The 25,154-nt window shown below is 48.3% G+C and carries 23 protein-coding genes and 1 pseudogene; 7 read left to right on the forward strand and 17 right to left on the reverse strand.

The window, feature by feature from the left end; all coding sequences use genetic code 11:
• The first annotated feature begins 787 nt into the window (after positions 1-787).
• Positions 788-2,041: an MFS transporter gene (locus GN241_01820; GenBank protein ID XAT56210.1), complete on the forward strand. Its 1,254-nt coding sequence runs from the start codon at positions 788-790 to the stop codon at positions 2,039-2,041.
• A 193-nt stretch (positions 2,042-2,234) separates the two neighbouring features.
• Positions 2,235-2,435, forward strand: a complete 201-nt coding sequence (gene rpsU, locus GN241_01825; GenBank protein ID XAT56211.1) for a 30S ribosomal protein S21 — start codon at positions 2,235-2,237, stop codon at positions 2,433-2,435.
• Positions 2,436-2,451: 16 nt separating this feature from the next.
• Here rpsU and GN241_01830 read toward each other — a convergent pair whose 3' ends face one another.
• On the reverse strand, positions 2,452-3,000 hold the full coding sequence (locus GN241_01830; protein XAT56212.1) for a 2OG-Fe(II) oxygenase: 549 nt from the start codon (positions 2,998-3,000) through the stop codon (positions 2,452-2,454).
• Positions 3,001-3,355: 355 nt separating this feature from the next.
• On the opposite strand from GN241_01830, the gene GN241_01835 reads away from it, so the two are divergent.
• Together GN241_01835 and groL are read left to right on the forward strand one after the other, a co-directional pair.
• On the forward strand, positions 3,356-3,643 hold the full coding sequence (locus GN241_01835; protein XAT56213.1) for a co-chaperone GroES: 288 nt from the start codon (positions 3,356-3,358) through the stop codon (positions 3,641-3,643).
• Positions 3,644-3,687: 44 nt separating this feature from the next.
• A complete protein-coding gene (gene groL / locus GN241_01840) occupies positions 3,688-5,331 on the forward strand; it encodes a chaperonin GroEL (protein XAT56214.1) in 1,644 nt (547 codons plus the stop codon).
• 73 nt (positions 5,332-5,404) lie between these two features.
• Here groL and GN241_01845 read toward each other — a convergent pair whose 3' ends face one another.
• From GN241_01845 to GN241_01870, 6 genes are all read right to left on the reverse strand, one after another.
• On the reverse strand, positions 5,405-5,785 hold the full coding sequence (locus GN241_01845) for a hypothetical protein (GenBank protein ID XAT59143.1): 381 nt from the start codon (positions 5,783-5,785) through the stop codon (positions 5,405-5,407).
• 14 nt (positions 5,786-5,799) lie between these two features.
• On the reverse strand, positions 5,800-6,135 hold the full coding sequence (locus GN241_01850; GenBank protein XAT56215.1) for a hypothetical protein: 336 nt from the start codon (positions 6,133-6,135) through the stop codon (positions 5,800-5,802).
• Positions 6,038-6,865 carry an NTP transferase domain-containing protein gene (locus GN241_01855; protein ID XAT56216.1) on the reverse strand — a complete coding sequence of 276 codons (828 nt, stop codon included), beginning with the start codon at positions 6,863-6,865 and terminating at the stop codon, positions 6,038-6,040. Before GN241_01855 ends, GN241_01850 begins: the two co-directional genes overlap by 98 nt.
• Positions 6,866-6,901: 36 nt before the next feature.
• Entirely contained in the window at positions 6,902-7,669 is a 768-nt protein-coding gene (locus GN241_01860) for a CDP-alcohol phosphatidyltransferase family protein (protein ID XAT56217.1), read from the reverse strand.
• Entirely contained in the window at positions 7,666-8,952 is a 1,287-nt protein-coding gene (locus GN241_01865; protein ID XAT56218.1) for an aminotransferase class V-fold PLP-dependent enzyme, read from the reverse strand. The genes GN241_01860 and GN241_01865 overlap by 4 nt, the downstream gene beginning before the upstream one ends.
• A gap of 452 nt (positions 8,953-9,404) precedes the next feature.
• Positions 9,405-10,322 carry an EamA family transporter gene (locus GN241_01870; GenBank protein XAT56219.1) on the reverse strand — a complete coding sequence of 306 codons (918 nt, stop codon included), beginning with the start codon at positions 10,320-10,322 and terminating at the stop codon, positions 9,405-9,407.
• Between the two features lie 773 nt (positions 10,323-11,095).
• On the opposite strand from GN241_01870, the gene GN241_01875 reads away from it, so the two are divergent.
• From GN241_01875 to GN241_01885, 3 genes are all read left to right on the forward strand, one after another.
• The gene (locus GN241_01875) at positions 11,096-11,428 is read left to right on the forward strand and encodes a hypothetical protein (protein ID XAT56220.1); all 333 of its coding nucleotides are present in this window, start codon (positions 11,096-11,098) and stop codon (positions 11,426-11,428) included.
• 316 nt (positions 11,429-11,744) lie between these two features.
• Positions 11,745-13,016, forward strand: coding sequence for a hypothetical protein (locus tag GN241_01880; GenBank protein ID XAT56221.1), 1,272 nt, complete (start codon positions 11,745-11,747; stop codon positions 13,014-13,016).
• A 220-nt stretch (positions 13,017-13,236) separates the two neighbouring features.
• Positions 13,237-14,940 carry a 2Fe-2S iron-sulfur cluster binding domain-containing protein gene (locus GN241_01885; GenBank protein ID XAT56222.1) on the forward strand — a complete coding sequence of 568 codons (1,704 nt, stop codon included), beginning with the start codon at positions 13,237-13,239 and terminating at the stop codon, positions 14,938-14,940.
• Positions 14,941-16,315: 1,375 nt separating this feature from the next.
• Here the strand turns inward: GN241_01885 and GN241_01890 are convergent.
• The 10 genes and pseudogenes from GN241_01890 to GN241_01935 form a co-directional block, all read right to left on the reverse strand.
• The gene (locus GN241_01890) at positions 16,316-16,966 is read right to left on the reverse strand and encodes a DUF1989 domain-containing protein (protein XAT56223.1); all 651 of its coding nucleotides are present in this window, start codon (positions 16,964-16,966) and stop codon (positions 16,316-16,318) included.
• Positions 16,967-17,031: 65 nt separating this feature from the next.
• Entirely contained in the window at positions 17,032-17,820 is a 789-nt protein-coding gene (locus GN241_01895; GenBank protein XAT56224.1) for a transporter substrate-binding domain-containing protein, read from the reverse strand.
• A 45-nt stretch (positions 17,821-17,865) separates the two neighbouring features.
• Complete coding sequence (locus GN241_01900; GenBank protein ID XAT56225.1) at positions 17,866-18,564, reverse strand: ABC transporter permease subunit; 699 nt, start codon at positions 18,562-18,564, stop codon at positions 17,866-17,868.
• The gene (locus GN241_01905) at positions 18,546-19,223 is read right to left on the reverse strand and encodes an ABC transporter permease subunit (protein ID XAT56226.1); all 678 of its coding nucleotides are present in this window, start codon (positions 19,221-19,223) and stop codon (positions 18,546-18,548) included. The genes GN241_01900 and GN241_01905 overlap by 19 nt, the downstream gene beginning before the upstream one ends.
• Before the next feature lie 570 nt (positions 19,224-19,793).
• Positions 19,794-20,729 (reverse strand): annotated as a pseudogene (locus tag GN241_01910) (GTP-binding protein).
• A gap of 16 nt (positions 20,730-20,745) precedes the next feature.
• The gene (locus GN241_01915) at positions 20,746-21,813 is read right to left on the reverse strand and encodes a GTP-binding protein (GenBank protein XAT56227.1); all 1,068 of its coding nucleotides are present in this window, start codon (positions 21,811-21,813) and stop codon (positions 20,746-20,748) included.
• A gap of 3 nt (positions 21,814-21,816) precedes the next feature.
• On the reverse strand, positions 21,817-22,944 hold the full coding sequence (locus tag GN241_01920) for a zinc ABC transporter solute-binding protein (GenBank protein XAT56228.1): 1,128 nt from the start codon (positions 22,942-22,944) through the stop codon (positions 21,817-21,819).
• Positions 22,945-22,954: 10 nt separating this feature from the next.
• Positions 22,955-23,824, reverse strand: a complete 870-nt coding sequence (locus GN241_01925) for a metal ABC transporter permease (GenBank protein XAT56229.1) — start codon at positions 23,822-23,824, stop codon at positions 22,955-22,957.
• A complete protein-coding gene (locus tag GN241_01930; GenBank protein ID XAT59144.1) occupies positions 23,821-24,564 on the reverse strand; it encodes an ATP-binding cassette domain-containing protein in 744 nt (247 codons plus the stop codon). The genes GN241_01925 and GN241_01930 overlap by 4 nt, the downstream gene beginning before the upstream one ends.
• A 124-nt stretch (positions 24,565-24,688) precedes the next feature.
• Positions 24,689-25,102 (reverse strand): transcriptional repressor, encoded by a 414-nt coding sequence (locus GN241_01935; GenBank protein XAT56230.1) that lies wholly within the window; start codon positions 25,100-25,102, stop codon positions 24,689-24,691.
• Positions 25,103-25,154 lie beyond the last annotated feature (52 nt).

Consider the following 25,154-nt stretch of genomic DNA (forward strand, 5'->3'; position numbering starts at 1 on the left):
GTATCACTTTGAATGATGCATCAGGACATCGCGTTCATCAAGTCCGGGTTTTTCAACTGACGCAAAGCTAAAAAAAACCTCCACCGAAGAAAGGGGGGAGGCTATTTTGGATTATGCATCAACATTTACAAGGCAATTGGCACGCTTTACGCAAAGCAGACATTTAATCGCATTCCGACGAATGACTGCTAGGAGCCCAGACCGCTCAATTGCTGCAACATTCGCCAAGGTCTGAACATCGCTACAAAACCGCCATTCGAAGCTGCGCTTTGCGTCAATTTTGAGATAGCTGGATTGATTCAGTTTTAAATTCAATAGCTTAATTGGTGCCGTGTGCACTGTATGTGCAACGTGGAATGGCCTTTCGTCGCGTTCAGTCGGCTGTTTGATGGTTGTGCGAATTGGTGAGATTTGAAGAGCACCGGATCCATCGTGATGGAAGGGCTGCGCGAGGCTGATAGCAGGGCATGGGAATTTCTCCCGAGGCGCAGTGATCAAGGTTTGGCGATTTCCCGGTCGACTTGGGGAAGTGGGCAACAATGGCCTTAGCGCTCCGGTCTAGGACCATGTTTCGAAAATCGAGGGATCCAGCAAACACTGAAAGCCATTCGTAGCCTTCGTTTGCTTCTTCCCAGCTCAGTCATTGGCTCATGTCCGATAGCTGAGACCACAAAGAGATGACCGTCAAACTCAAAATGGGTCGTGAACCATCATCGGTGTCGCCTTTCGAACAGACACGCAAAGAGCACTGCGTACTTTTCCAGCCATACTTTTAGGCCCGTTAGAGATGTTTGAGCGTCGAATCCCTGAATGGCTACGTCATGCACCCGCACCATCAGTGCGGGGTTTTGCGACCCTTGCCGCATTTGAGGCAGTTGCACGTGGCCTCCTGATTTCCGTCTTTCCGGTTGCGATGTATGACGCGCTCCAGGACGCGGTTCTGATCAGTTCGATTTACTTCGTGATCGGTATCATCTCATTGCTGACTGGGCTTCTAGTTCCCTTTCTCAATCGCTGGATAGCGAGGCGATGGATGTATGGCATCGGGGCGATGGCGTTCGTCATTGGATCGGGCCTTGCAACCTTGGGCTCTCCAGAGATGATCGTTCTGGGGCTTGTCCTGAATTCGCTTGCCACGGTCGTAACCTTTGTGTGTTTCAACGCCTATGTGCTGGATTACATCGCGCGGGTCGAGTTGGGGAAATGCGAAACGCTGCGCATGTTCTATTCGGCCCTTGGATGGACCGTTGGCCCTATGCTGGGCGTGCTGTTGTGGGAATGGTGGAAGCCCGCCCCGTTCGTGATTTCGGGCGTGGCGGCGGCTGCCATGCTGGGAGCGTTTATCTTTCTGCGGCTGGGGAACGGCAAACAGATCACCCGGGCGCAGAGTGCACCTGTCAATCCGCTGGCATTTCTAGGGCGTTTCTTGCGCCAACCCCGCCTGATCGCTGGTTGGCTCTTTGCGGTGATCCGCTCATGCGGTTGGTGGGCCTATGTTGTCTATCTGCCTATATTCGCCGTCGAGAATGGTCTAGGAGAAACGCTGGGCGGCACACTCTTGTCGATCACAAATGCTGGATTGTTCTTGTCGCCGGTGATGCTGAGATGGATGCAGAAACACTCCGTGCGCTGCACAGTTCAAACCGGCTTCATGGCCGTCGCCCTGCTGTTCTGTGCCGCCAGTCTGGTTTCTGTAGCCCCGTCTGCAACTGTCGGCATGCTCTTTGCCGGCAGTTTCTTTCTTATCCTCTTGGATATTTGTGCCGGACTGCCATTCCTTATGGCTGTTAAACCGTCGGAACGCACCGAAATGTCGGCCGTCTACTCGTCCTACCGGGATGTCTCCGGTATCCTGACACCAGGCGCGGCATGGCTGATCCTGTTGGCCGCCCCGATATCGGGCATTTTTGCCGCTGCAGGAGTGGCAAGCCTGCTGGCTTGGGGGATTGCCGGGCGGCTGCATCCGCGCTTGGGCGAAAACCGTATGAAGCCAGTGAAACCATTGCAAATTGAGCAGCGGATCCTTTTTCATGAGACCTGAGGCCAGTCGCCAATTATGCCCTTTTCCTGATGCTAGCGGAATCGCTCCCTTCGACTTCCCTTGTCGCGCTCGAAAACAGCGAGGCTCGCGGAACGCCGATGCTGAAACGTGCGATGTCGCCGAAATAATCTTGACAAGATGCGGGTTCTAGCAACTGTCATTCTGGTAAGTCCTCAAAAGTAGAGAAAACCAAATGCAGGTCAGTGTTCGCGACAACAACGTCGATCAAGCACTCAGAGTTTTGAAAAACAAGCTCCAGAGCGAAGGTGTTTTCCAGCAAATGAAGCTGAAGCAACACTTCGAAAAACCTTCTGAAAAAAAGGCACGAGAGAAAGCTGAAGCAATCCGCCGTGCCCGCAAACTGACGCGGAAAAAACTGGAACGCGAAACGTAACTCTACGTTCTTCTATCTACCGAAACTTAGGGCCGTGCGCCCAGACGGTTAAAGAATGTCGGATCCCTCGTGACACATGCGTCACTTGATGCAGATGAAAACTTGGGAAAATAGTGATTGAGCCCTGCGTCCGGTTTGCGGCGATGATATGCGCGCCCGGCATAACTTCCAGATCACCGCCATCATAGCTTCCGGGCTTGGAAAGCTGCGCGACCAACGTCAGTTTTCGTTTTTGTGCCATTGGGCCATCACCGATGTCGGAATGCCATGTAAAATGACCGCCATCCGTGGCATCGTAGCTGGCAACCTGTGGGCTCTCGGCAAATTCTCTGAGATCAAAGTCGAACCAGTTTCGGTTTGAGGTTCTCACAACGTCGATAAGTCGCTCCATGACCCATGCCATGCCGTCTATCTCATCCAGCCAAACGAGCTGAGCGCGGCGCAGATTATGATCCCGGTTCTGGCCGACAAGCAAAGCTTCTCTCGCTGGAGCTGATGCCACGGCGTTGACGATTGCGCTGCATTCGGCAGGCGTAAATCCATCGTCAATAGAATGTACGTTCACCTGCTAAGTTCCTTGTCCTGAATTGTACTCGACAATGTAGGTCATTTTGCACGCCATGCTTATCCATTTTCGACCAAAGCGCGGGAATACGAGCTAAATCCAAAGCAGTACCCTGCTCTTTGAGTGGGTAGAGATTGCTGGCGGCTGAAGAGGTGACGCCGGTCTGGAGCGGCTGCAGAGATCAATGTTCGGGCGCGCCCAATTCTCTGCTAGGCTCTAAAATACTTACGACTAGTCTATTGTAACCAACCTCAACGATATCCATCTCAGTCGTATTGGCACTCTGGTGTGGCGAGTGCCAATCGGTTTCTAAGCACGCCATCCACCCCCGTAAATCTTGAAAGGCAGCATACCTATGTTATTTACTCCGCTCCACGACCGCGTTCTGGTTCGTCGCATTGAAAGTGACGAAAAGACATCAGGCGGTCTGATTATCCCCGATACCGCCAAGGAAAAGCCGCAAGAAGGCGAAGTGGTATCTGTTGGTGCAGGTATAAAGGACGAAGCTGGCGCACGTATCGCCATGGACGTCAAAGCCGGTGACAAGATTCTGTTCGGCAAATGGTCCGGATCAGAAATCAAGATCGACGGCGAAGAACTGATGATCATGAAGGAGAGCGATATTCTTGGCATTATGGTCTGAACGACGCTGCAACTTTCACATAATTTTCAATTAGGAATACCGATATGTCTGCAAAAGACTTAAAATTTGGCACGGACTCCCGTGACCGCATGCTCCGGGGCGTCAACACGCTCGCCAACGCTGTAAAAGTCACCCTTGGCCCCAAAGGGCGCAATGTGGTGATCGACAAATCCTATGGTGCGCCGCGTATCACCAAGGACGGCGTTACAGTCGCCAAGGAAATTCAACTGTCTGACCCATTTGAGAACATGGGCGCGCAACTAGTCAAAGACGTCGCGTCGCGCACCAACGATGAGGCAGGTGACGGCACAACGACTGCTACCGTACTTGCACAGGCTATTGTCAAAGAAGGCATGAAGTCAGTCGCCGCTGGCATGAACCCAATGGATCTTAAACGCGGTATCGACAAAGCGGTTACCGCGGTTGTCGCCGAAGTCAAATCCATGTCCCGTCCTGTAGGCGACACAGCTGAGATAGCCAAAGTCGGCTCCATTTCTGCCAACGGCGAAGCGGCCATCGGTCAACAGATCGCGGACGCGATGGCAAAAGTCGGCAACGAAGGCGTTATCACTGTCGAAGAGAACAAGGGCCTGGAGACTGAAACTGAAGTGGTCGAGGGTATGCAGTTTGATCGTGGTTACCTCAGCCCGTACTTCGTTACGGACCCAACCAAGATGACCGCAAACCTGGAAGATTGCGTCATTCTGCTTCATGAGAAAAAGCTGACATCATTGGCTCCTATGGTTCCTTTGCTTGAGGCTGTTATGCAGGCAGATAAGCAGCTCTTGGTTATCGCTGAAGACATTGATGGCGAAGCACTCGCGACGCTTGTGGTGAACAAACTTCGGGGTGGCCTCAAAGTAGCCGGTGTCAAAGCGCCTGGGTTTGGGGATCGTCGCAAAGCAATGTTGGAAGATCTTGCAATCTTGACAGGCGGCCAAGTGATTTCTGAGGAATTGGGGATCAAGCTGGAGAGTGTCACGATGGACATGCTTGGCGACGCGAAGAAGATCACAATTACCAAAGACACAACAACTGTGATCGACGGGGCGGGTGACAAGGACGCAATTGCTGCGCGTGTTACTCAGATACGTGCGCAAATCGAAGAAACCACATCTGACTATGACAAAGAAAAACTGCAAGAACGCCTCGCAAAACTTGCGGGTGGCGTTGCTGTGATCAAGGTTGGTGGCGCAACTGAGATCGAAGTGAAAGAGCGGAAAGACCGTGTGGATGACGCGCTGAACGCAACACGGGCCGCTGTCGAAGAAGGTGTTGTACCGGGCGGCGGCGTCGCGCTGGTGCATGCTGGTAAAGTCCTCGAAGGTCTCAAAGGAGACAACGCAGATCAGGCGGCTGGTATCGCGATCATTCGCAAGGCGCTCCAAGCGCCTCTACGCCAGATTGCCGAAAATGCTGGTGTCGATGGATCGGTCGTAGCTGGCAAGATCGTTGAGAATACCAGCAAGACGTTTGGCTACGACGCACAGTCAGAGCAATACGGCGACATGTTAAAGGCCGGTGTTATAGATCCGACCAAAGTCGTTCGGATAGCACTTGAGTATGCTGCATCTGTTGCAGGCTTGCTGATCACGACCGAAGCGATGGTTGCAGACAAACCTACGGCAGCAAACAGCAGTGGCATGCCTGATATGGGCGGTATGGGTGGTATGGGCGGCATGATGTAAATCACGACCTACTGGCCCGCAGGTAAACGCTTGCGGGCCAACCTATGTCTTCAACGCACTGACGATTTTGAAGTCAATCCTGCTCAGGGACAGACCCAAGTCTTACTAAAAATGTAGGGTCTCCGACTTCGCCGGAATCGCTATCTTCTATCACCATATAGGCGTCGGCACCGACGCAATTTTCCGCGCGAAATTCCCGTTCTGCCCGCTCTTGAGCTTCATGAGGTGTAGAATACTGCAGCTGCTTGTCGATTTGTAGATTGCCTTGCTGTCCCCGCGCAGTCGTCTTGGCAATGTATGTCTGGCAGACATAGTGAGCCTTTGTCCCGGATTCTTCTGTTTCGCTCATCGGGCCTTCCAAATCTAAATCATAGGCGTCTTGAGAAAAGTCTCGGACGCCGCCCGTGCCAAGGCGCGCAACTAAGCTAAGTTGAAGACCTCGGGCGAACGAAATCCGATAAGTTTTGGTTACTTCACTTTCTTGCCGCCAATCGCCAGAGGAGGTTTTCCGGCAAGGGAATTGGCTGTTGCAGACACTTTCGGCTTCTCTTGCTTGGGTTTTTTGGCTTCTTTGTTGCCACGCTTGCGGTTGTTGCCTTTGGCCATGAGAGATCCTTTCAATTGCAGCAATCCTGTGCCGGGATGGCAAAGGTAGTACTGAGCCGTGAACCGCGCGCCAAATTCATGACGTGCAGTAATAGATACATCAGACGCGAGCCTGGATGGCCGCTTCTTCCACAGCCTCGTCCAGCACCTTTTGCTGGCCACGGGATATGGTGGTGACAGGGCTGCTGAACTTAGCATTTGCAGCGGCAAAGTCTATGGCTGTATCGATTTCAGTCCAGTCCAGACCGCTGATATCAAGAGCATGGAACTGCGTACCTTTGTCGACCAATTGCGCGTAAGCTGCCTCGTAATAATTCTGAAGGTTTCCACGTCTCTCCATCATTTTTAAAAGCTCTGCGAACAGCAGTGCACCCGTTTCGGCGCTAATCTTTTCAATGCCGATAGACTCACCCAAGGCGCGCTTGGGATCGACGGACTTACCAACCTCAATGACCTGCATCTGATCGTTTACGATGACCTTAACTTCTTCGTCCTCAAGCGGAATGTTGCGGTCGATACACAAGATGTTTGCGTGGCTGGTGTCCAAAAGGCGGCGGAGAATTCTGACATCAAACACGACGTCCGCATCAAATTTCACAAACTCTGCTGTACCAATCGCTTTGGCCGCCAGCATCAGGGAATAGCCTGTGTTCGTTTCGCGGTATCGATCATTGATCACATAGGTGACGCGAATGCCGCGAAATGTCTTTTTAACAAATTTCTTAATTTCATCAGCCCGGTGCCCCAGAACCAGAACGAATTGCGACATTCCGCAGCTCAGGCAATTGCGGATCATGCGTTCAAGGATGACAGATCCGCCGACGGATAGAAGGCTTTTTGGATAAGTGTCGGTCAGTGGGCTAAGGCGCGAGCCAATACCAGCGGCCAAAATAACGGCAAACGGCGCACGATATTTTTCATATTTCATTATACTTGAATCCTATATAAGCCATATTGAAGCAGGCTATTTTTGCGTTGGAACCTTCAGATTTTCGTCAATGTTTTCTCCCCGAAGCCACGATTTGTAGAGGCCCCAAAACAATTGGCTTGCCGCAAACACCCAAAGCATAGGTATGAGTTGGTCAAAGATGAGTGCCGCAGACAGCATGAAGATGAATACGCCTTCGTCAAAGGCGAGCACCTTGCTTTGTTCTCGCCCGAGCCAGGCTATATTTGCCTTCAGATCAAATCCTGGCCCTGCGGTGGGCTGTACTTGTTTCATTTGCGCGATCTGAGCAGGATAATCCGGGTTGCGTGCCGTTTCGATCTCTAACGCCACGTATTTGGCGTAGCCACGCAATCCGTAGAACGCGATACCGAGTAGCGACAGAAAAACTGGTGTGACGCTGTTTGTCTGCGCAAATGCAGCAAAGCCTGCCGCCGCGAACCATAACGTGACCTGTATTTGATCGGTGATACGGTCGTAATAACTGCCGACTGGGGACGAAACCTTTCTATAGCGCGCCATCTGACCGTCCATGCAATCCAGGACGTGGCTGATATGGATCAGGATGGCTGCCGCGATGAAACAAGCAGCCCCCCCGATCAGAATTGCAAAGGTTGCCGCGATAGCCACAAGGAACGAAGCCGCTGTGAGCCGGTTCGGTGTAATCCAGGGGATGTCGACAGCGCCATAATTGACAGCGATAGCCAGTGGTGCCGTGACAAAGGACGACCACCATTCGTCATCGCGGGTCTTGGTCGCCCAGAGCCGTTTGAGCTTATCGTTCAAAATACCACCCACAGATCTGCAGGCACTGGCAACACGGCGGGGGGCTTTTGCTTTGGGCTGACCGGAATTACAAGGTCTGCCGCATCAGCTTGAAGCGTTAGCAGCACGTCCTCGAGGGTGGACAGGAAGTATCGGATGTCGTCATCCGAAAGTTCACCGATATTGCCGACCTGAAAAACTTTGCCCGCAAAGCATCCCTTACCTTCATAGATGATGATGGAATGATCACGTAGACGCGCGCGCAGATCATGCACGGATACTGATGCCGGAATGAGGACCGTGGTCAGAATCGAACACATATCCGCCTCATCAACCAAAAAGTCGAGATTGAGCCTGCGCATGCCGTTCCGCAGTATATCAGCCCGCCCCCTGATGCGGGCATATCGCTTAAGCACGCCCTCGCGCAGAATGTCTGTCAGCGCCTGATCCAGTGCGAAAAACAACGGTACGGCGGGTGTGTTTGGCGTCTGACTGTGGGTCTTGAGGAATGCGTAGAACGTCGCGAGGTTCAGGTAAGTGGTCTTGGCTGCATGGTGCTTGAGCCGTTTGAACTGTTTCTTTCGACCCACGACAAAAGACAGCCCTGGATAGGACCCCAAGGCCTTGGAACTGGAACTGGAAACAAATGCGATATGACAGGCCTCCATGTCGATCACCTCGGCGCCAACCGAGCTGACCCCATCCACCACAAAGAGCGCGCCGCTAGCTTTGACCAGGGCTCCGATCTGTGCCAGCGGATTCAGCATGCCGGAACATGTCTCGTGGTGGACCATGGCCACCACATCGATCTTTTGTGTCGCAAGGTAATTTGCAATCTGCGGTATGTCGAAGGCAACGCCCCAGGGCATTTTGATCAGATGGGTCTGCTTGTTGTGGATCACCGATGTCTTGTGCAATCGCCCGCCAAACTCTCCGTTCGACAAGATCAGAATGGCACCATCTCCGACAACTGAGGACAGTATCGCCTCGTTCGCCGCTGTGCCGGAGCCGGTGATCACCACCGCGCGGTAACGTTCCCTTTTTCTTATCTGAAAAAGTGAGAGTATTTTTTGCTCGATACCCGCAAGAAGGGCATCAAAATCAGTTTCCCGATGGCAGATATCCTTTTTGCAAATTGCGGTACGCAGGCTCTCGGCCACATTCACAGGGCCGGGGGTGAAAAGCAGTTGTTTGTCCAAATTCAGGCCATGCTCCAACGACGCTACAACTCCTTGGTTGCAACGCCGGTACGCCCATGATGTGTCCCTGAGCGCGAACCGCGCAGAGACGTCGAGAGGGCACAAATCGAGTTCGAAAACACAGCCCTATTGGGGGCCGTAGTCGTGTCGTCCGAAAATTGGACGGGTATGGAAAAACTTTGTTATACCTAATCCTGCCAATATAGACGGATCAGGGACGCCTCAGATGCTGCTAGGCAGCATCTTGGCGACGGTGTCGTAGGGTCGATCAGAAATGGTCGTTAGCTATGCGGCTCATGATCGTCATCTGACCAGCGTCGCCCGGGTGCAAATGCTTGGGTCAACGCAGGAGGATAAGATGAGCGATCAAGATTGGCCGAAAAAATACTGCCGCACGCCAAGGAGGCGCTCCATGAGTCATAGGGCTAAAGACGGACAATAGCAACACATATATCGGAACCCCAAGCGCAACACTTATCATGTGCAAGTGTATCTGATCGCACTTGTAACGCATCCACCCACGGCCGCTCTATCAGGAATTGGTTGCACCCAATCGCCTAGGGTGACGTGATCGGCGGCGGCTTGCGTCGCTTGCCTGACAGAGCGTTCCCAGAAATGGCCGCAAGCAAAACTGCGCCTCCGGTCAATGTGTTCAGCGTGGCCGTTTCGCCGATAAACAACCAGACCCATAACGGGCCAAGCAGAACTTCAGCCAGTGACAACAGCGCAAGTTCCGCAGCAGGAAGGCTGCGAGACCCCAGAGTATACAGGATCAACCCTGCGCCGACCTGAAACACCCCCATGCCCATTGCAATGCCGCCATCCCGGATTGACAACACCAGAGACAATTCCAAAAACAGGCATGTGCCGGATGTCACGATAATGCCGAATAATCCGGACAGAAAAACCGACGGCAGCATTTCATCCGATTTCCCCCAACGCAGCGCCACAGTGAAGACCGCAAACCCAAAGGCGGATGCTAAAGCCGCCAGGCTGCCCGTCACGGCAACGCCCCCGGATTTATCTGCGACCATGATCGCGATACCGGCAATGGCAACGGCGATCGCTACCCAGGTGGCAAGGCGCACAGGTTCACGCAGAACAAGCCACCCCAGAACTGCCGCCATGAAGGGTGCTGTTGCAAACAAAAGCATGGCGTTTGCCACGGATGTCGACTGGATCGCGTATATCCCGCCGGAATAAGCAGCAACCAGCGACAGCCCCGCGATCACCGCTGGAAACCCGGTGCGGCGTATCTGGGCAAAGGGACTTTCTCTGGACCGCCTGCGAATGAACACGTAAAGCAGAAGTGACAGGCTAACCGAACGGTAAAGCAATATCTGCCACACAACCGCGTCTTCGATCAGCCGTATTCCAAGCCCGACGGTCGACCAAAGCACGCCAGCGCCAAAGACAAACAGGACACCGAACCGATGCCCGTCCGTATTGTTTGACGGTTGGCTTATGATAGTCATTTGGGTTCCGTACGGCAATTCTGTCTCATTGCTAGCGAAATGGCTGTCGCATTAGCCTTCCGTTTGCGACACCAAAACTGTTCGTGGCACATAGATGCCAAGGAATGGCCTCAGACCAAGCATTTGCTGCCGATGCCTCTAGGGGCCAGTTGAAAAGGCCTACGGGTCTAGCGCCCGGAAGGCGATGGAGGAATAGACAGATTATCACTTTGAATCAGCGCTTTAATCGCTGGTTCTATGTGCCCCGTGTGCAATCCAAGGTGAAGGTCTGCAAAGCGCATGGAAGCAGCCTTCTGCGCAAAAGCAGCGAACTCACCCTTTGTCCCGCATAGCAGACATTGGGGTCCACTGCAGCGAAGGTCTGCTTCGCTCTCTAAGTTTTGAAAGTGAACGTTATAGCCCTCAAGCCCACCAGTTGGATTGTAGGGCCTTTTTGGTTTAGAACGTAAAGTCATCTTCTTGATGACTGACCTGGTGAACAGATCTACTAACTGTATCTGCACGACACCCGTCTCTGTAGTCCTGCTCAGTGAAGATTATATCCACCCAGTCATGCTGATAGCTGGCCATGTACTCATTGAAGATAGCACTGCGTCCCTTCTTGGGACCACTTGCAGTTAGTAAGGCGTTTATGACTTTAGCTGGTAGTTGCCATTGGTGGGTTAGCGTATCAAGCACCAGATGAAGTAGCTCCTTATCTGTGGGTACAAGCACATGGGCATTATCAGCAGTGGCATTGATATCCCCTTTAAGTTGAACTGACAGCAGGCGACATGTTTGATGGGCTACCTCCAGGTGGAGATGTATACTTGTTTTCTCGAGTGCTTGGGGGGTGGAGTGATGAGAAAATCGTTAGAGTATTAGAAAATTGCCTAAGTGCTATGGGTAAAACCTCATCACGCTCATTAATTTTTGATCGTTTGATCGAAGATCAAAATTCGACAGTACTTCCTGCACTGTGGGATCTTCATTTACTTGTTATGATAGGAGGCAGACATCGGACACTCGAAAGTTTTGGGCAGTTGCTAAAGCGCTCTGGCTTTGTGATTGAGCGGACGGCTTCGCTGCCAGCGGAAACTATGGCAATCAGAGCGGCTCCCAATTAAGGGTGTTTTCCTGAAGAAGAGTTTACATATCAACATGATACCCCTTAAGGTTGAAGGCATATTTACTAATGTTATGTTAATACAGATTTGAACCGTCCCAACGATACCTAACCCCAGCGTGGTACGCACGGGCCACACCCCCTATGCCCGATGAATATACTTGGGCTTTGACAGTGAGGTGGAACTTTCAAGCGAACAATAATTCATCTGCTTCAGATAACTTTCGAGAGATTGCCGTAAGGGAATTATTGAAAAATAATGTGAGTTTTGTCTAGCATTAACAAATAGGGTTTTGACGGCACAAGGACCTTCTTAGATGGATCATTTGCTAGTAAGACGTATTGCTGGGTTTCGAGTTGCAGCTGTTGTATTTTTGGCCGTTTCGACGATTACATTAATTAAATCAATTTTTTTACCTTCCTATGTCGTTGAACTTATAAACCAGTGCAATTTAATGCTCAATTTAGTAGCAATGGTTTTTTTTGGTTTTGTATATCAAAAGTTAAATGAAAAGAATTATGACCTTCTTGTGTTAATCGGGCTAGCAGTAGCGTTTGCGTATTACTTTTCAGTTGAAACTATGGGCTCTTATGATGCCAGACTTCAAAATTTATCTGACATAGGCGTTGGACGCACTCTGGACTATCAATTTCTTGCTCCACTTTTCTTTATCGTAGCCCACACCTTATTTTTTCGTAAATCGATTATGTACTTTGCCATAATAGTATACTCGGGAGGTTTATTTTTAAACGTATACGAAATTGTTACTTCAAAATCTGTATACTTTTCAACAGTCTGGACTGAATTGATTGCAGACGGTAATGCCATAAATCTACCATTTTTTGGGGTTTGGTTAAATATTTACATAACTATCACGATTATGTGTTGGGCAGTAGTTTATTTAACTGATCGTTTACTGGATGATGCTGTTAAGTTTGAAAAGTCTACAAAAAACCTAAGCCGTTACTTTTCACCAACCATCAGGGATCAAATTAAAGAGCAAGATATTTTGGTTGAAAACGTAGGTGATAGGAACCAAGCAGTGGCTATTCTATTCACCGATATCGATGGATTTACCTCGCTTTCAGAGACGATGAAAGCAGACGAAATCATAAAACTTTTGTCAGAATACCAAGAAAAAATGGTCAAGCCCATCTTTGAGAACATGGGAACGGTGGATAAATTTATCGGGGATGCAGTTATGGCAACGTTTGGCACGCCAGTGTCTCAGGGCAACGATGCACAAAACGCATTCGAATGCGCAAGACAAATGCAAATAGCCATGAACCAGTGGGCTAAAGAGCGAGCTGAAGCAGGTTTGCCCGTGATAACGCACAGGATTGGGATTCACTACGGTGAATGTATTGTCGGTAATATTGGAACTGAGGAACGAAAAGAGTATACTGTAATCGGTGATGCCGTAAATGTTGCAAGCAGAATTTGTGACGCTGGAAAAGCATTGAAGGCTACATTGGTCTTTTCTAACGAGGTTAAAGTGAGGTTGTTGGAAGATATCCGAGCAAGGATCGAAGAAAAGGTACAGCTTAAGGGTAAGGATGAGAAAATAACTCTTTATTGTCTGGATTAATTAAAGCGATAGCCCTTCGGGTTGGACAAAGTGAGATTATGGAATTGAGATACAGGGGGCCATACAGTGGGTGTACGTTATATGTGCATGGGATGAGTAACGGATGGGGATCAAGTTACGTAACGATATGAAAAATTAGTCGAGAAAACGATTTCAAATACATTTAATATTGCTAGGGTCAGCCTTGATGTCGTAAATTATAGCGTAGGAAAAAACGAAGATGACAGATGATCTCAATGCTTTTTTGAAGAGAGTCAGACTCTATTCTGGAGTAGTTTTATTTGTCTATGCAATAACTCACCTGCTCAATCACTCTTTAAATGTTTTTTCTTTAGATGCGGCCAGCTATGCAAAAGAACATTACTTCAGACCAATTTGGAAAAGCCAAGTTGGTACCATAGCTTTATATGGGTCATTTATTGTACATGTGCCTCTTGGAGTAATGTCTATTATTAGCCGAAAGTCGTTTAAGATCTCAACAAGAGAATGGCTGCAAATCATATTCATAATTTTGGCACTGTTCGTTTTTGTTCAGCACGTCGCATCAATGTACCTTCTGACTAGAACATTTGAATCACAGCTTCCTTATGAAGTTCTTTATTCTTTTGTTTTATTTGATCCGAATGAGATGGTTGCTTCAACGATATTTTACACGTTAATGACAGTGTTTATCTGGGTGCACGGATCCATCGGCATGCACAATGCACTTACGTTCAGAATGAAGAGTTATTCAAAAAACTTTAGAAAGTTTTTGATTATATATCTTGGGGTTCCGATTTTAGGACTATTTGGGTTTTGGGCAGGCTTAAAAGAGCAAAGTCTGGCGATGTTTTTCAATATACAAGCTGGCAATGAAAACTTTTTGATGTCGGTAGTTTCCAAGGCTGTACCTATGGAAGCGTTCCCAAGCTTGGAAATGGTCGAAGCATTAACATTAAAATATTATCCAGTTTTTGTTTTAGCACTGTTAGCGATGGGACTTTTTAATGTTTTAAGGACAAAGTACTTTGGACAAATTCAGATAACTTATCCCAATAATATGGCTATTAAAGTGCCAAAGGGCACCTCAGTATTAGAGGCCAGCAGGTCGGCGAAGCTTCCTCACAAATCTGTCTGTGGTGGCAGGGGGCGCTGTACAACTTGCAGGATTAAAGTTGCATCTAGCGATGGAAGTTTACCTCAGCCAAGCATACACGAACAAAGGGCTTTAGATCGGGCTGGGCTGGATCAGTCTATTCGGCTGGCATGCCAGTTAAAGCCTGTTGCGAACTTATCTGTTACGCCACTGATGAATACCGAAATTGAATTTGATGTAGTGGGAAAGGCGCATGAGCTGTCTGGGAAAGAGCAGGAAACGGTCATTTTATTCGTCGATTTAAGAAACTTTACGAAGCTGTCTGAAACGACTTTGCCCTATGATGTAGTCTATATTCTAAACAAGTATTACGCCACGTGTGGAAAGGCAATTGAGGCGAATAGCGGACGCCTTGATAAATTCATCGGTGATGGAATTATGGCTATATTTGAGGCAAGCGATAGTATTGAAAAGAACTGTAAAGAGGCAGTCAAAGCGGCTTCTGAAATTTCGAAGCAAATTAAACTGCTAAGCACAGATTTGAGCAAAGAGTTTTCTGCGGAGTTGAAATGCGGAATGGGTATTCATACTGGGCAAAGTATTGTCGGCTTGATGGGGTATGGAGATACGGTTAGCCGAACTGCCATCGGTGATAACGTCAATGTGGCGAGCCGTTTGGAACAAATGACGAAAGCTTATAATTCCGAGCTAATTATCTCTAAGCAGGTTGCCGAAAAAGCAAAGCTTAAAAAAGGCGATTTCGTTGAGGAAGCGGTAGAGGTGCGAGGCAGGAATGAAAAATTGGATATAGTGTCCATACCAGATGCGTCCCAGATCCAACTTGTCTAGCCTCCTAAATTAGTGCCACGAATTTGGTAAAACTCTCTTAAGGAGGAATTGGAATGGTACGAAAGAGGAAATCCTGTTTGAAGACTTGGAATGATTTAGATCCCTCAAAAGGCTTAGCGAAAGCAGGCTGGTGTCAGGTGTGTCAGGTAAAATCAAAAGTTTTCTGAAAAAAATAGTATAAAAACTTTGTTTTCACCTGACATCGGTGACACCCTTTAGAAGAGCACGTCCTTATCGTTAACTTCAATCACATCCCTTTCGTCCCAACGATCACGAACCCCAGCGTAGTAGGCTCGGGCCACACCTTCTGTGTCCGTTTTATCTGCTTGAGCTTTGACAGTGGGGGAACTGTGGCTGTGTTAGCTCACTTAATGTTCAAACCTGGAATATCGTCTATCATAGTTTATCACTGACTGCGGTGTTCTTTACAAAATGCCTAGCACTAGCCTTTTTGCTATAATTTATATTTCGAACGAGTGCCTTTTGTAGTCAAGGTTAAGTATTTTGAACAAATTTTAAGCTCCGTTGCTTGAGTGTTTGTTCCAAATTGTCGCAGAGGCAACACTTGCTCTAGGCATAATCGGTGGAGCTTTCAAAGTAGAGTTTGTTGGAAGAAGCATCGAGAGTTGTGAAACGTCCGATGGCGTGCCGATAACTGAATGAGACTAACTTTAATACTTAAGAGTTAACCGTGAAAGATGAATACAAAACTGCAAGTCTAATAGGCAAAGCGAGAAAACTGCTATGATGCGATACTTAAAAATTGAAGAAGAGATACAGCTGGCTCCCCACCTGGCATGTTTTTATGCGTTGAAGGCTAATAAAAACGCTCAAAAAACAAAATCACCTAATATTAAAACCTCATCTGCCTGAAACCCCATTTAAACTTAAACCACAAGAATACCCATGTTCCCTGTATGTCTCACATACAATTGCATTAGCTTGATCACTTGTGAGTATTTTCTCGCTTAAATTGACGCACAACAGGAAACACAGCAAAAGCACTACACGTTATGCGCTTTCTAGCAAATCACTATGGTTACAAGTTTAAAAGTCGCAATCCCTACCATACATGGGATGAGACACTCTTTCGTAGAGTAATGAAGTGAGTGCCACACGGTGAGGATAGCCTGTCGGCACAAAACCTACACCTTAATATGTGACAGGATGTGTCCAAGAGGTGGGACGACAGAAGACCACTCGATGTAGCTATTACGAAAAACTCATTCCAAAAGATGAGCTGTCTGTTTCGATACAATAAGTAGTTACCAGATGAGGGTACGCATGGGCCATACCCCCGATAGCCGTTATATACACTTGCGCTTTGACAGTGAGGTGAGCTGTGGGATTATAAATGAACACTATCCATTTAAATTTAAGAATAATTTGGAACCCAAGTAGATTTAATTCCAACATCATTGAACTCTTGTTCTAATACTTCGTAAGCGACATCCTTCGGCTTATTTTCTATATCGCTTTGAATTCGTACTATGTCCTGGGGGCATGAGGACAAGGCGATAACGCAATCCATTTCAGCTCTAAAAGTAATAAAGTCTCCCGGTTTTGTTTCTACTGGACGTGTCGCCAGAGATATTCCATCCTCCAGAACTGCGATATTCATGAAAACATTCAGTGATGCTAACGTGGGGTTCGGGATTACGAATCCGAGATCGCTAACTGACTCCAGCATGTTGTCAAAACAATTACGGTGATAACCCTTGACACCCAAACGCTCGTATCTTTGTTGGTCGCAACAAGCCATGAAGCTGTCATGTATTCCAGGTGACGTATCTTCAACGATCGTCAATATAGGATTTCGTAGGTTTGTCACAAGAGTATCACCGAGCTGTGGATTTAATTTCTGGCTCCAAACTCTGGTCGCCTCTACTGACAAATATTCGTTCAGGTCAATTTTATTCCACGCCCAAAGATCGACTACCTGAGTTCCATAAGTGTTTATAATTCTTAAGGAAGCACCACCGGTCAATTCTACGGCTTTTCCATAGCTCGCTTTTACTATGTTCATTCATTCTTCTTTCAGCCTGAGGAAATGGGTGGCGTAGTTAATACACCACCCCAATCTTAGTTAATCTACATTGTTGGTAGAGGCGGTAATGACTGACCGAACCACTTTTCTGACAGTGTATTTAAATCACCACCTAAAGTTTTGTGTAGAATGAAAACATTAGTCCATAATAAAAGGTCCAAGTTACCCTTCTTGATACCAATAAAACATGGGGAATCTTTCATTATGAACTTGGTTGACATATCTAAATCGGGATTATCTGCGCCCATTTTAGCAGCGACAGTATTACCCGTTACGATCACGTCAATTTGGCCGGACAAAAATGCTGATTGCGTTGCTGCGTTATCGCCGAAACGAATAATTTCTGTGCCCTCCGGTGCGCTTTCGGTTAATTCAAGATCTTCTAACGTACCTGCGGTGAGGCCTACTTTGAATCCAGAAAGGTCAGATATAGAGCCGATGGTCAAACTTTCAGCCGCAAAAGCTCCTGAGAAAAATGGAGCGTAAGCAGATGAAAACCATATTGATTTAGCTCTACCTGGATTTGCCCCCATGCTTGCAATCACAAGGTCAGCTTTATCTGTTTCTAAGTAGGGTATTCTTTGTTTTGAAGTAACGGGTACGAGCTCTAATTCGACGCCTAAGTCTTTCGCTATAAGTTTAGCTACATCGACATCAAAGCCCACATGTTCGCCTTCATCTCCTAAAGAAGAGAAGGGAGCAAAGTTTTCACCGATTGCAATTTTTACTTTTCCCGAAGCAAGAATTTCAGAAAGGTCCGCATGAGCAGGAATGGCAAAAACGGGAGTGATAGCTAGAGCCGCCATTCTTAACCAAGATCTTACATTTTTCATATTTATCTCCATTTTGAAAGTTTAAGTGATTAGGGGTTTTTACATTCACGATGCCATCTTTGTTTTGCGTTCCAACCATTGAGATAATTGAGAAAGTGGAAAGCATAGTGAGAAGTAAATCAAAGCCATCAGAGGGAAGATCACATAGGGCTCAGTACCAGTGACGGGAGCATTAGCCCACCTTTTGCCGATAGACATCAGGTCGTGAAAACCAATTATGTAAGCAAGCGATGTGCCCTTAACAATTTGCACCATGAAACCCACAGTGGGAGCTATCGCAATTCTGATTGCTTGTGGAAGAATGATAAGAAAGAAGATGGGAAAGAAGCTTAAGCCCAGCGCCTCGCCTGCTTCCCACTGACTTTTGGGAATACTCTCTATAGAGCCTCGCCAAACCTCACCAATGTAGGCTGACGAGTAAAGCACCAAAGCGACTGATGCAGCTAACCAGATATTGACATTCACTCCCAACAGTCTGGGTATACCTAAGCCGAAAAGGAACAACAGCATAAGCAACGGTGTTGATTGAAAAAACCAGATGTATGTCTTTGAAGTTATATTTGACACACGATTGTGAACAGTGGCCATAAAGGCCAGAACGAGTGCGAGTATTCCACCGCCCATAAATGCGATTAGAGAAAGATAAATAGTGAACTGAGTTGCTTCTAGCAGTTGGAATAAAACAATACCTTCAGGCTTGCCAAAGAGTTCAATAAACGTATTTTTCACGCCACGAACCTCCACCTAAAAAAGTATTTTTGGAGAATTGAAAGAAGCAATTTTAGAAAAATCGACAGAAAAATATAAAGAACAGTAAGAGTAATAAATACTTCGAATGACCGGAACGTCCTGCTATCAATGAAAATGCCTGCCTGTGTAAGGTCTACAACGCCAATTTCAGAAATGATGCCCGTCGTCAGAAACAAAAATATAAATTGACTGTTTAAAGAGGGAAATGTTTTGCTGACAGCCTGTGGGAAAATAATTTTAAAAAAAAGAACGGTGGGAGAAATACCCAGCGATAGAGCGGCTTCCTTTTGGCCGTCTTCTATGCTTTGGAAGCCCGCCCTTAATATTTCTGAAAAGTATGCAGAAAAATTTAGCGTTAAAGCCAGAAGAGCGTGGGCCCAGAACGGCCATTGATACCCCAGTAAAATGGGTAGACCAAAAGCAAAAAAGAATAACTGCACTATCAAGGGTGTGTTTCGTGTGAACTCTACGAAGCATGTACAAATCTGTCTCAACAGTGGAATTTTAAAATATCTCGTCCCTGCCAAAATAGTTGCGAATATAAAGCCGGATATTCCCGCTAGGACTGTAAGAGATAGACTATTTGCGACGCCCTGAACCAACAGTAAAACGTATTCGCTAGATCTGTATATTTCAAAAAAACGAAGTTCCATCGGACGAAGCCATCATGCAACTTGATTGTTGTAAATTCTGGTGCACGCTAAAATTCGTAGCCTCCAATTCCCTGATGAAAATTTATGCGATCAAATCTATTTTGATTAAATTTTAGTCTAGCTTGTTGAACTTGAGCGATCTAATTTTAGATTAACATTAGCGCAATCGTTGCCAACATCTTTACCTTCAATTACTGCCTTTTCGTACCAACTCTAACTAATACGAGCCTGCTACGCATGGGCCACACCCCCTATGCCCGTTATATATACTCGGACTTTGACAGTGAGGTGAGCTGTGGGTGTGTTAACCAGTATTCCTGAGATTGCTTACTGGGCACCATCAACAACGTCTGAGTAATGTAATAGGCTTGTTTAAAGGCACCTACTTGATCCTTATCATTCCTAGTATGGTATATGTAATACATCGGGGGGTACGACAGAAGAAACAAAAGAGTGTCTTTGGATGGGAGCCTTGGGTACTTAAAGTTGGATCTTACAGCTCACCTTAAAGCTTTTTATACCTTCTATATTTAGAGATGATAAATGATTTAAGGCTACTTAAAGTATGTCTGACAGCGCACCGGCCAGCGAAAACTCAGCCACCCAATCTGGCCGCGTACTGATCCAGAAATGCCCTTTCGCACGGATCACACCGGGCAGATCCCCATTCAATGCCGCAAGGATTTTTTCCGGGATAAATGGCTGGCGCTCCCGATAAACATAGCTGCTCACGCCATATTCTTCGGTTTCGGGCACATGATCAGAAAACCCATAAAGTTCTTTGGCCCACATCGGATGCTCATGGGCTTTATCAAAATCAAATAGGCCAGTATTAAGTATTTTTTCGGCAGCAACTTCAGACCGGTTGGTTTCAATAATCTCGGCATCCGCATTCAAGCTGCGAATGATCTTGCGCGCTGCATCCACCTGCGCTGGTCTGGCATCAGAAACCTTATTCAAGATTACAACATCTGCAAATTCTATCTGATCGGTCAACAAATGCACCAAGCTGCGCTCATCCTCTTCACCCATCACCTCGCCGCGATCACGCAGGAAATCATGGCTGGAAAAGTCATTTAGCAAATTGACCGCATCCACCACCGTTACCATAGTATCCAGCCGCGCCACATCGGACAGGCTTTCCCCAAATTCATCACGAAAATCAAACATCGCCGCAACCGGAAGCGGTTCAGAAATACCCGTGGATTCGATCAATAAATAATCAAATCGGCCCGCTGCAGATAAGCGGCGCACTTCATCAAGTAAATCATCGCGCAGCGTACAACAGATACAGCCATTTGACATCTCAACCAATGTTTCATCCGTGCGGCTCAACTCGGTATCCGCGCGAATGAGATCAGCATCAATATTCACCTCTGACATATCGTTGACAATCACCGCAACGCGGCGACCTTCACGATTGTTCAACACACGGTTTAAAAGAGTGGTTTTACCAGCGCCTAAGAAGCCAGATAAAACCGTAACCGGAAGTCGTTTATCAGTCATAAAAACACCTTATTATTTAGGATGTTAAGGCAGGCTCAGTTGCCCGCACGCGCAGCATATCAAGGCTCCGCTGCAGCTCGGGTCGGGATAAATCACGCGCAATAATCACAATGCGCGTTCTACGATCCTCTTTCGCCCAGTCTTTAAGCTGCACAGGCGGTGCAAAAATATGCTGTACCCCATGGATAACGAAAGGGGCCTCGATGCCTTCGAGGAACAATATACCTTTCACTCGCAATATATCAGGGCCTCTGATCGCAATAAGCGTGTCGAGCCAAAGATCAAAAGCGGCATCCGGTAGTGGATCATCCAAAATGATCGAAGCTGATCCAATCCGCGTATCATGCGCTGGCAAAGGCGCTGTTATTTGAGCGGCGGGGGCAAAACCTGACAGATTTGCAAGCGCCTCAAATTTTGGCTTTTCGCCAACTGTCCAATTCAAAGCTTGCTGCTTTGTGGCGTTGTTGTGAAGCGCGCTTAACCCCCAAAGTTTTCCAAACAAGCCCTTTCCCAAGATGGAACGGATGATGGTTATGCCAGGATTCAAAGCATATAGGCGGCTTTCCAAACTCTGCACATCAGCAGGGCTTACGAGATCGGTTTTGCTTAGAACAATCAGATCCGCCATAGCCGCTTGTGAGACGGCCTCAAATTGTGCATCAAGCGTGGCGGCCGCATGCGCAGCATCCACAACCGTTACAACCCCGTCCATCCGGGTGTTTTTTGCAAGAAAATCATCCACCAGTAAAGTCTGCAAGATCGGGCCGGGATCCGCCAATCCGGTGGTTTCAATAACGATACGTTCAAATGCAACTTCGTTTTGAACGCGGCGCTCAAACAAATCCGCGATGGTCTTAGAGAGATCACCACGCACCGAGCAGCATAGACACCCCGACCGCATTAAAATAATTTCTTCACTGCTTTCTTCGATCAGATCGTGATCCAACCCTGCTTCGCCAAATTCATTGACGATAACAGCCACGCGTCCAGCAGAACTATCGGATAAAACGGCATTGAGCAAAGTGGTTTTGCCAGCGCCTAGAAATCCTGTGAGCAATGTAACTGGAACGCGTGGATCTGCCATCGGTTAATTCCCCAAAGCGTCAAAAAGCGTCGTTGCATTATGGCGCATCATATCAAGATAGGTGGATGCAGGCCCGCTTTGCGCTGAAAGCGCATCTGAGTACAACGTTCCCCCAATCGTCGCACCCGTCTCATTTGCGATCTGCTCCATCATACGATTATCTGTGATCGATTCGATAAACACGGCCGAAATACTGTCTTCGCGAATTTGCGTGATCAAGGCGGCCACATCGCCAGCCGAAGCTTCGCTTTCAGTGCTCATTCCTTGGGGCGCAACAAAGGTCAGATCATACGTTGCCGCAAAATATCCAAAGGCATCATGCGCCGTTACCACCGTTCTTTTATCTGCGGGCAAACGTTTCATCATCGCCTCAATGTCAGCACTAAGCGTCTCTATCTCGGATATGAAAGTGGCGCGATTAGCATAATAATCTCCGGCGTTTTCAGGGTCGGCCTGAGCAAGCCCAGCGGCAATGTTATTGGCATAGATCACAGCATTTTCGAGGCTATGCCACGCATGCGGGTCAAATGCGCCATGATCATGCCCCGCGTGGTCGTCATGATTGTCATGATCATCGTGCTTATCATGCTCGTCATGATCGTCGTGGCCATCATGATCATCGTGCTTATCATGGTCGTCATGATCGTCATGGTCAGCGTGATCGTCATGATCATCGTGATCGTCGTGCTTATCATGGTCGTCGTGATCGTCGTGATCATCGTGCTTATCATGATCGTCATGATCGTCATGGTCATCGTGATCGTCGTGATCGTCAAAGGCTATTGGGACAACGCCCTTTGTCGCCACGACCATCGCGCCGTCGAAGGAGGCGGATTCGGCAAGACGTTCTAACCAACCTTCAAACTCAAGGCCGTTCAAAAACAACACATCAGCCTCTGCAACCGAGCGCGCCGCCTTTGGTGTTGGTTGATAGACATGCGTATCGCCATCTGGTCCAACCAGCGTTGTAAGTGCGATATGTTCGCCGCCGATGCGCTCAACCATATCCCCAAGGATTGAAAAGGTTGCCACAACGGGCAGGGGTTCTTCAGCCCATGAGGCCAAGGGAAACGATAACGAAAAAGCGGCAAGAGCCGTAGCAGATTTCAGCGCAAAACGTAGAGACGTCATAATAGTCCTTTCAAGGTTTTAAGTTACGGCGTGGTAGGTTTTGCGCAATTGCGCCCCCCACCGGCCCAAAGATAATTGATAGTCCATAGCCAATACCGGCCGCCAAAATGATTGCTGGCCCCGATGGGAGACTGTAATGAAACGATAAGAGTAACCCGATTACGCTTGAGAGCATCGCGATCAACGCGGCAACAGCGATCAGGCCAGCGATTGTTTCCGCCCAAAACTTCGCCGCAGCGCCGGGTAAAATCATAATACCCACCGCCATTAAAGTTCCAAGCGCATGGAACCCGGCGACCAAGTTCATCACCACAAGCGCCAAGAAAACAAAATGGGTAATCGCACTCAACTTGCTGACAGAGCGCAAGAATTGTGGATCGGCGCATTCTAGCACCAAGGGTCGAAACAAAAGCGCCAAAACCAAAAGCGATACGCTGGCGAAGGAACACAGCAGAATAAGCGCGGTATCGTCTAACGCCAGCACCGTTCCAAACAGCACATGCATCAAGTCAACGTTATTACCATGCGTTGATACGATCAACACGCCGATGGCCAATGAAATTAGATAAAACGCAGCCAAGCTTGCATCTTCGCGCAGCGACGTTACCCGCGCCACGAAACCAGAAGCCAATGCAACCAGCATGCCTGCGATCAAACCTCCAACCGTCATCGCGCCAAGCGAAAGACCTGAAACCAGATAACCCGTCGCCGCACCTGGTAAAATTGCATGCGCCATTGCATCGCCAGTCAAGCTCATATGCCGCAGCATCAAAAATACCCCCACAGGGGTGGCGCCCACCGACACGGCGATACAGCCCAAAAGCGCACGGCGCATGAAGCCGAAATCCACAAAGGGCGCCAAGAGCACATCCCAGATCACGCCGCGCTCTTTCCGCAAGTATGTGGGGTTGCGGCGCAGGCCTCGCACATTTGGCGGGCACGAAACTGGTTTTCGGATGTTAAAACTTGTGCCGTAGGCCCATGCGCCACAAGCTCACGCGCAAGCATCATGGTGAATGGAAAATGTGTGCCCACGGTGGCGTAATCATGCAGAACCGCCAAGATGGTGCGGCCTTCCGAATGCCAGCGTTTGATCACATCAATCAAATCGGCCATCGTTTTCGCATCGATCGCGGCGAAGGGTTCATCCAACAAAACCAGACGCGCGTCTTGCAAAAGCAGCCGAGCAAACAAAGCCCGCTGCATTTGCCCCCCCGATAAGGATCCAATGGTGCGTTTTTCAAACCCGGTCAAACCTACCACAGCAAGGGCAGCATCCACCTTCGCGCGCATCTTGCGGGTCAACCGGCCGAAAGCGCCTACCTCGCGCCAGAGCCCCATCGCCACAAGGTCAATCACGCATATCGGAAAACTTCCGTCAATCTGGGATTGTTGCGGCAGATAGGCAATCTCATCTTGGCGAAACCCGTCGATCAAAACACCTCCCTTTAAGGGGGAAATTGCGCCGGTGACACCTTTTAGCAAGGTTGATTTTCCCGCCCCATTCGGGCCAACAATCGCTGTAAGACTGCCCTCTTGAACCTCTGCGTCCAACTCTTGGACAGCAGGCAGCCGGTCATAACCCAAGGTCAGGTTCTGAAACTTAATCGCACCTGTCATAAGGCGCTCAAAGGATTGGTTGCCCAAAAAAAGCCAAGCCATAGCGCGGCGGCAATCAGGCTGGCCACGCCCAATCTAGGCCCCATCCCAATAAGTAAAAGGCGGAAGGGACGCTTGTCTTTTATCATACTGCGGCCTGCGCGGGTCCACAGCTTGCGCAGATCCCGTTCATTTCGATGATATGGCGTTGGGCAGAAAAGCCAGACTTTCGCAACGCGGCGCTCAGACGTGAGAAGATATCAGGCTCAAAAGTCTCTTCTACAACGCCACAATCTTCGCATATTAAAAGCACCGAGGTTTGATGATGCGCCTCGCTTTGGCACGCGACATAGGCATTCAACGATTCCAAACGATGTATCTGGCCACGCTCCCCCAGCGCAGCAAGCGCCCGATACACGGTTGGAGGCGCAATTTTCGGATATGTTTCCTGCAGACGGTCAAGCAACGTATACGCAGAATGCGGGCTCTTACTATCGCGCAAAATGGAAAGGATTTCCGTTTGCATTTGCTTTCCACGCTTACCCATACCGTGCTCCATAGCGACTCAATGCGTTAATAGTTATAATATAACATTACAATTCACAAATAGT

Source organism: Rhodobacteraceae bacterium IMCC1335 (assembly GCA_039640495.1).
GTDB lineage: Bacteria > Pseudomonadota > Alphaproteobacteria > Rhodobacterales > Rhodobacteraceae > Thalassovivens.

What these genes read in the sequence shown, in the direction of transcription:
- GN241_01820 (XAT56210.1), top strand. Translation starts at nt 788, where the DNA reads ATGTTTGAGCGTCGAATCCCTGAATGGCTACGTCATGCACCCGCACCA.
- rpsU (XAT56211.1), top strand. Translation starts at nt 2,235, where the DNA reads ATGCAGGTCAGTGTTCGCGACAACAACGTCGATCAAGCACTCAGAGTT.
- GN241_01835 (XAT56213.1), top strand. Translation starts at nt 3,356, where the DNA reads ATGTTATTTACTCCGCTCCACGACCGCGTTCTGGTTCGTCGCATTGAA.
- groL (XAT56214.1), top strand. Translation starts at nt 3,688, where the DNA reads ATGTCTGCAAAAGACTTAAAATTTGGCACGGACTCCCGTGACCGCATG.
- GN241_01850 (XAT56215.1), bottom strand. Translation starts at nt 6,135, where the DNA reads ATGCTAAGTTCAGCAGCCCTGTCACCACCATATCCCGTGGCCAGCAAA.
- GN241_01855 (XAT56216.1), bottom strand. Translation starts at nt 6,865, where the DNA reads ATGAAATATGAAAAATATCGTGCGCCGTTTGCCGTTATTTTGGCCGCT.
- GN241_01870 (XAT56219.1), bottom strand. Translation starts at nt 10,322, where the DNA reads ATGACTATCATAAGCCAACCGTCAAACAATACGGACGGGCATCGGTTC.
- GN241_01875 (XAT56220.1), top strand. Translation starts at nt 11,096, where the DNA reads ATGTTTGATGGGCTACCTCCAGGTGGAGATGTATACTTGTTTTCTCGA.
- GN241_01880 (XAT56221.1), top strand. Translation starts at nt 11,745, where the DNA reads ATGGATCATTTGCTAGTAAGACGTATTGCTGGGTTTCGAGTTGCAGCT.
- GN241_01885 (XAT56222.1), top strand. Translation starts at nt 13,237, where the DNA reads ATGACAGATGATCTCAATGCTTTTTTGAAGAGAGTCAGACTCTATTCT.
- GN241_01890 (XAT56223.1), bottom strand. Translation starts at nt 16,966, where the DNA reads ATGAACATAGTAAAAGCGAGCTATGGAAAAGCCGTAGAATTGACCGGT.
- GN241_01895 (XAT56224.1), bottom strand. Translation starts at nt 17,820, where the DNA reads ATGAAAAATGTAAGATCTTGGTTAAGAATGGCGGCTCTAGCTATCACT.
- GN241_01905 (XAT56226.1), bottom strand. Translation starts at nt 19,223, where the DNA reads ATGGAACTTCGTTTTTTTGAAATATACAGATCTAGCGAATACGTTTTA.
- GN241_01915 (XAT56227.1), bottom strand. Translation starts at nt 21,813, where the DNA reads ATGGCAGATCCACGCGTTCCAGTTACATTGCTCACAGGATTTCTAGGC.
- GN241_01920 (XAT56228.1), bottom strand. Translation starts at nt 22,944, where the DNA reads ATGACGTCTCTACGTTTTGCGCTGAAATCTGCTACGGCTCTTGCCGCT.
- GN241_01930 (XAT59144.1), bottom strand. Translation starts at nt 24,564, where the DNA reads ATGACAGGTGCGATTAAGTTTCAGAACCTGACCTTGGGTTATGACCGG.
- GN241_01935 (XAT56230.1), bottom strand. Translation starts at nt 25,102, where the DNA reads ATGGAGCACGGTATGGGTAAGCGTGGAAAGCAAATGCAAACGGAAATC.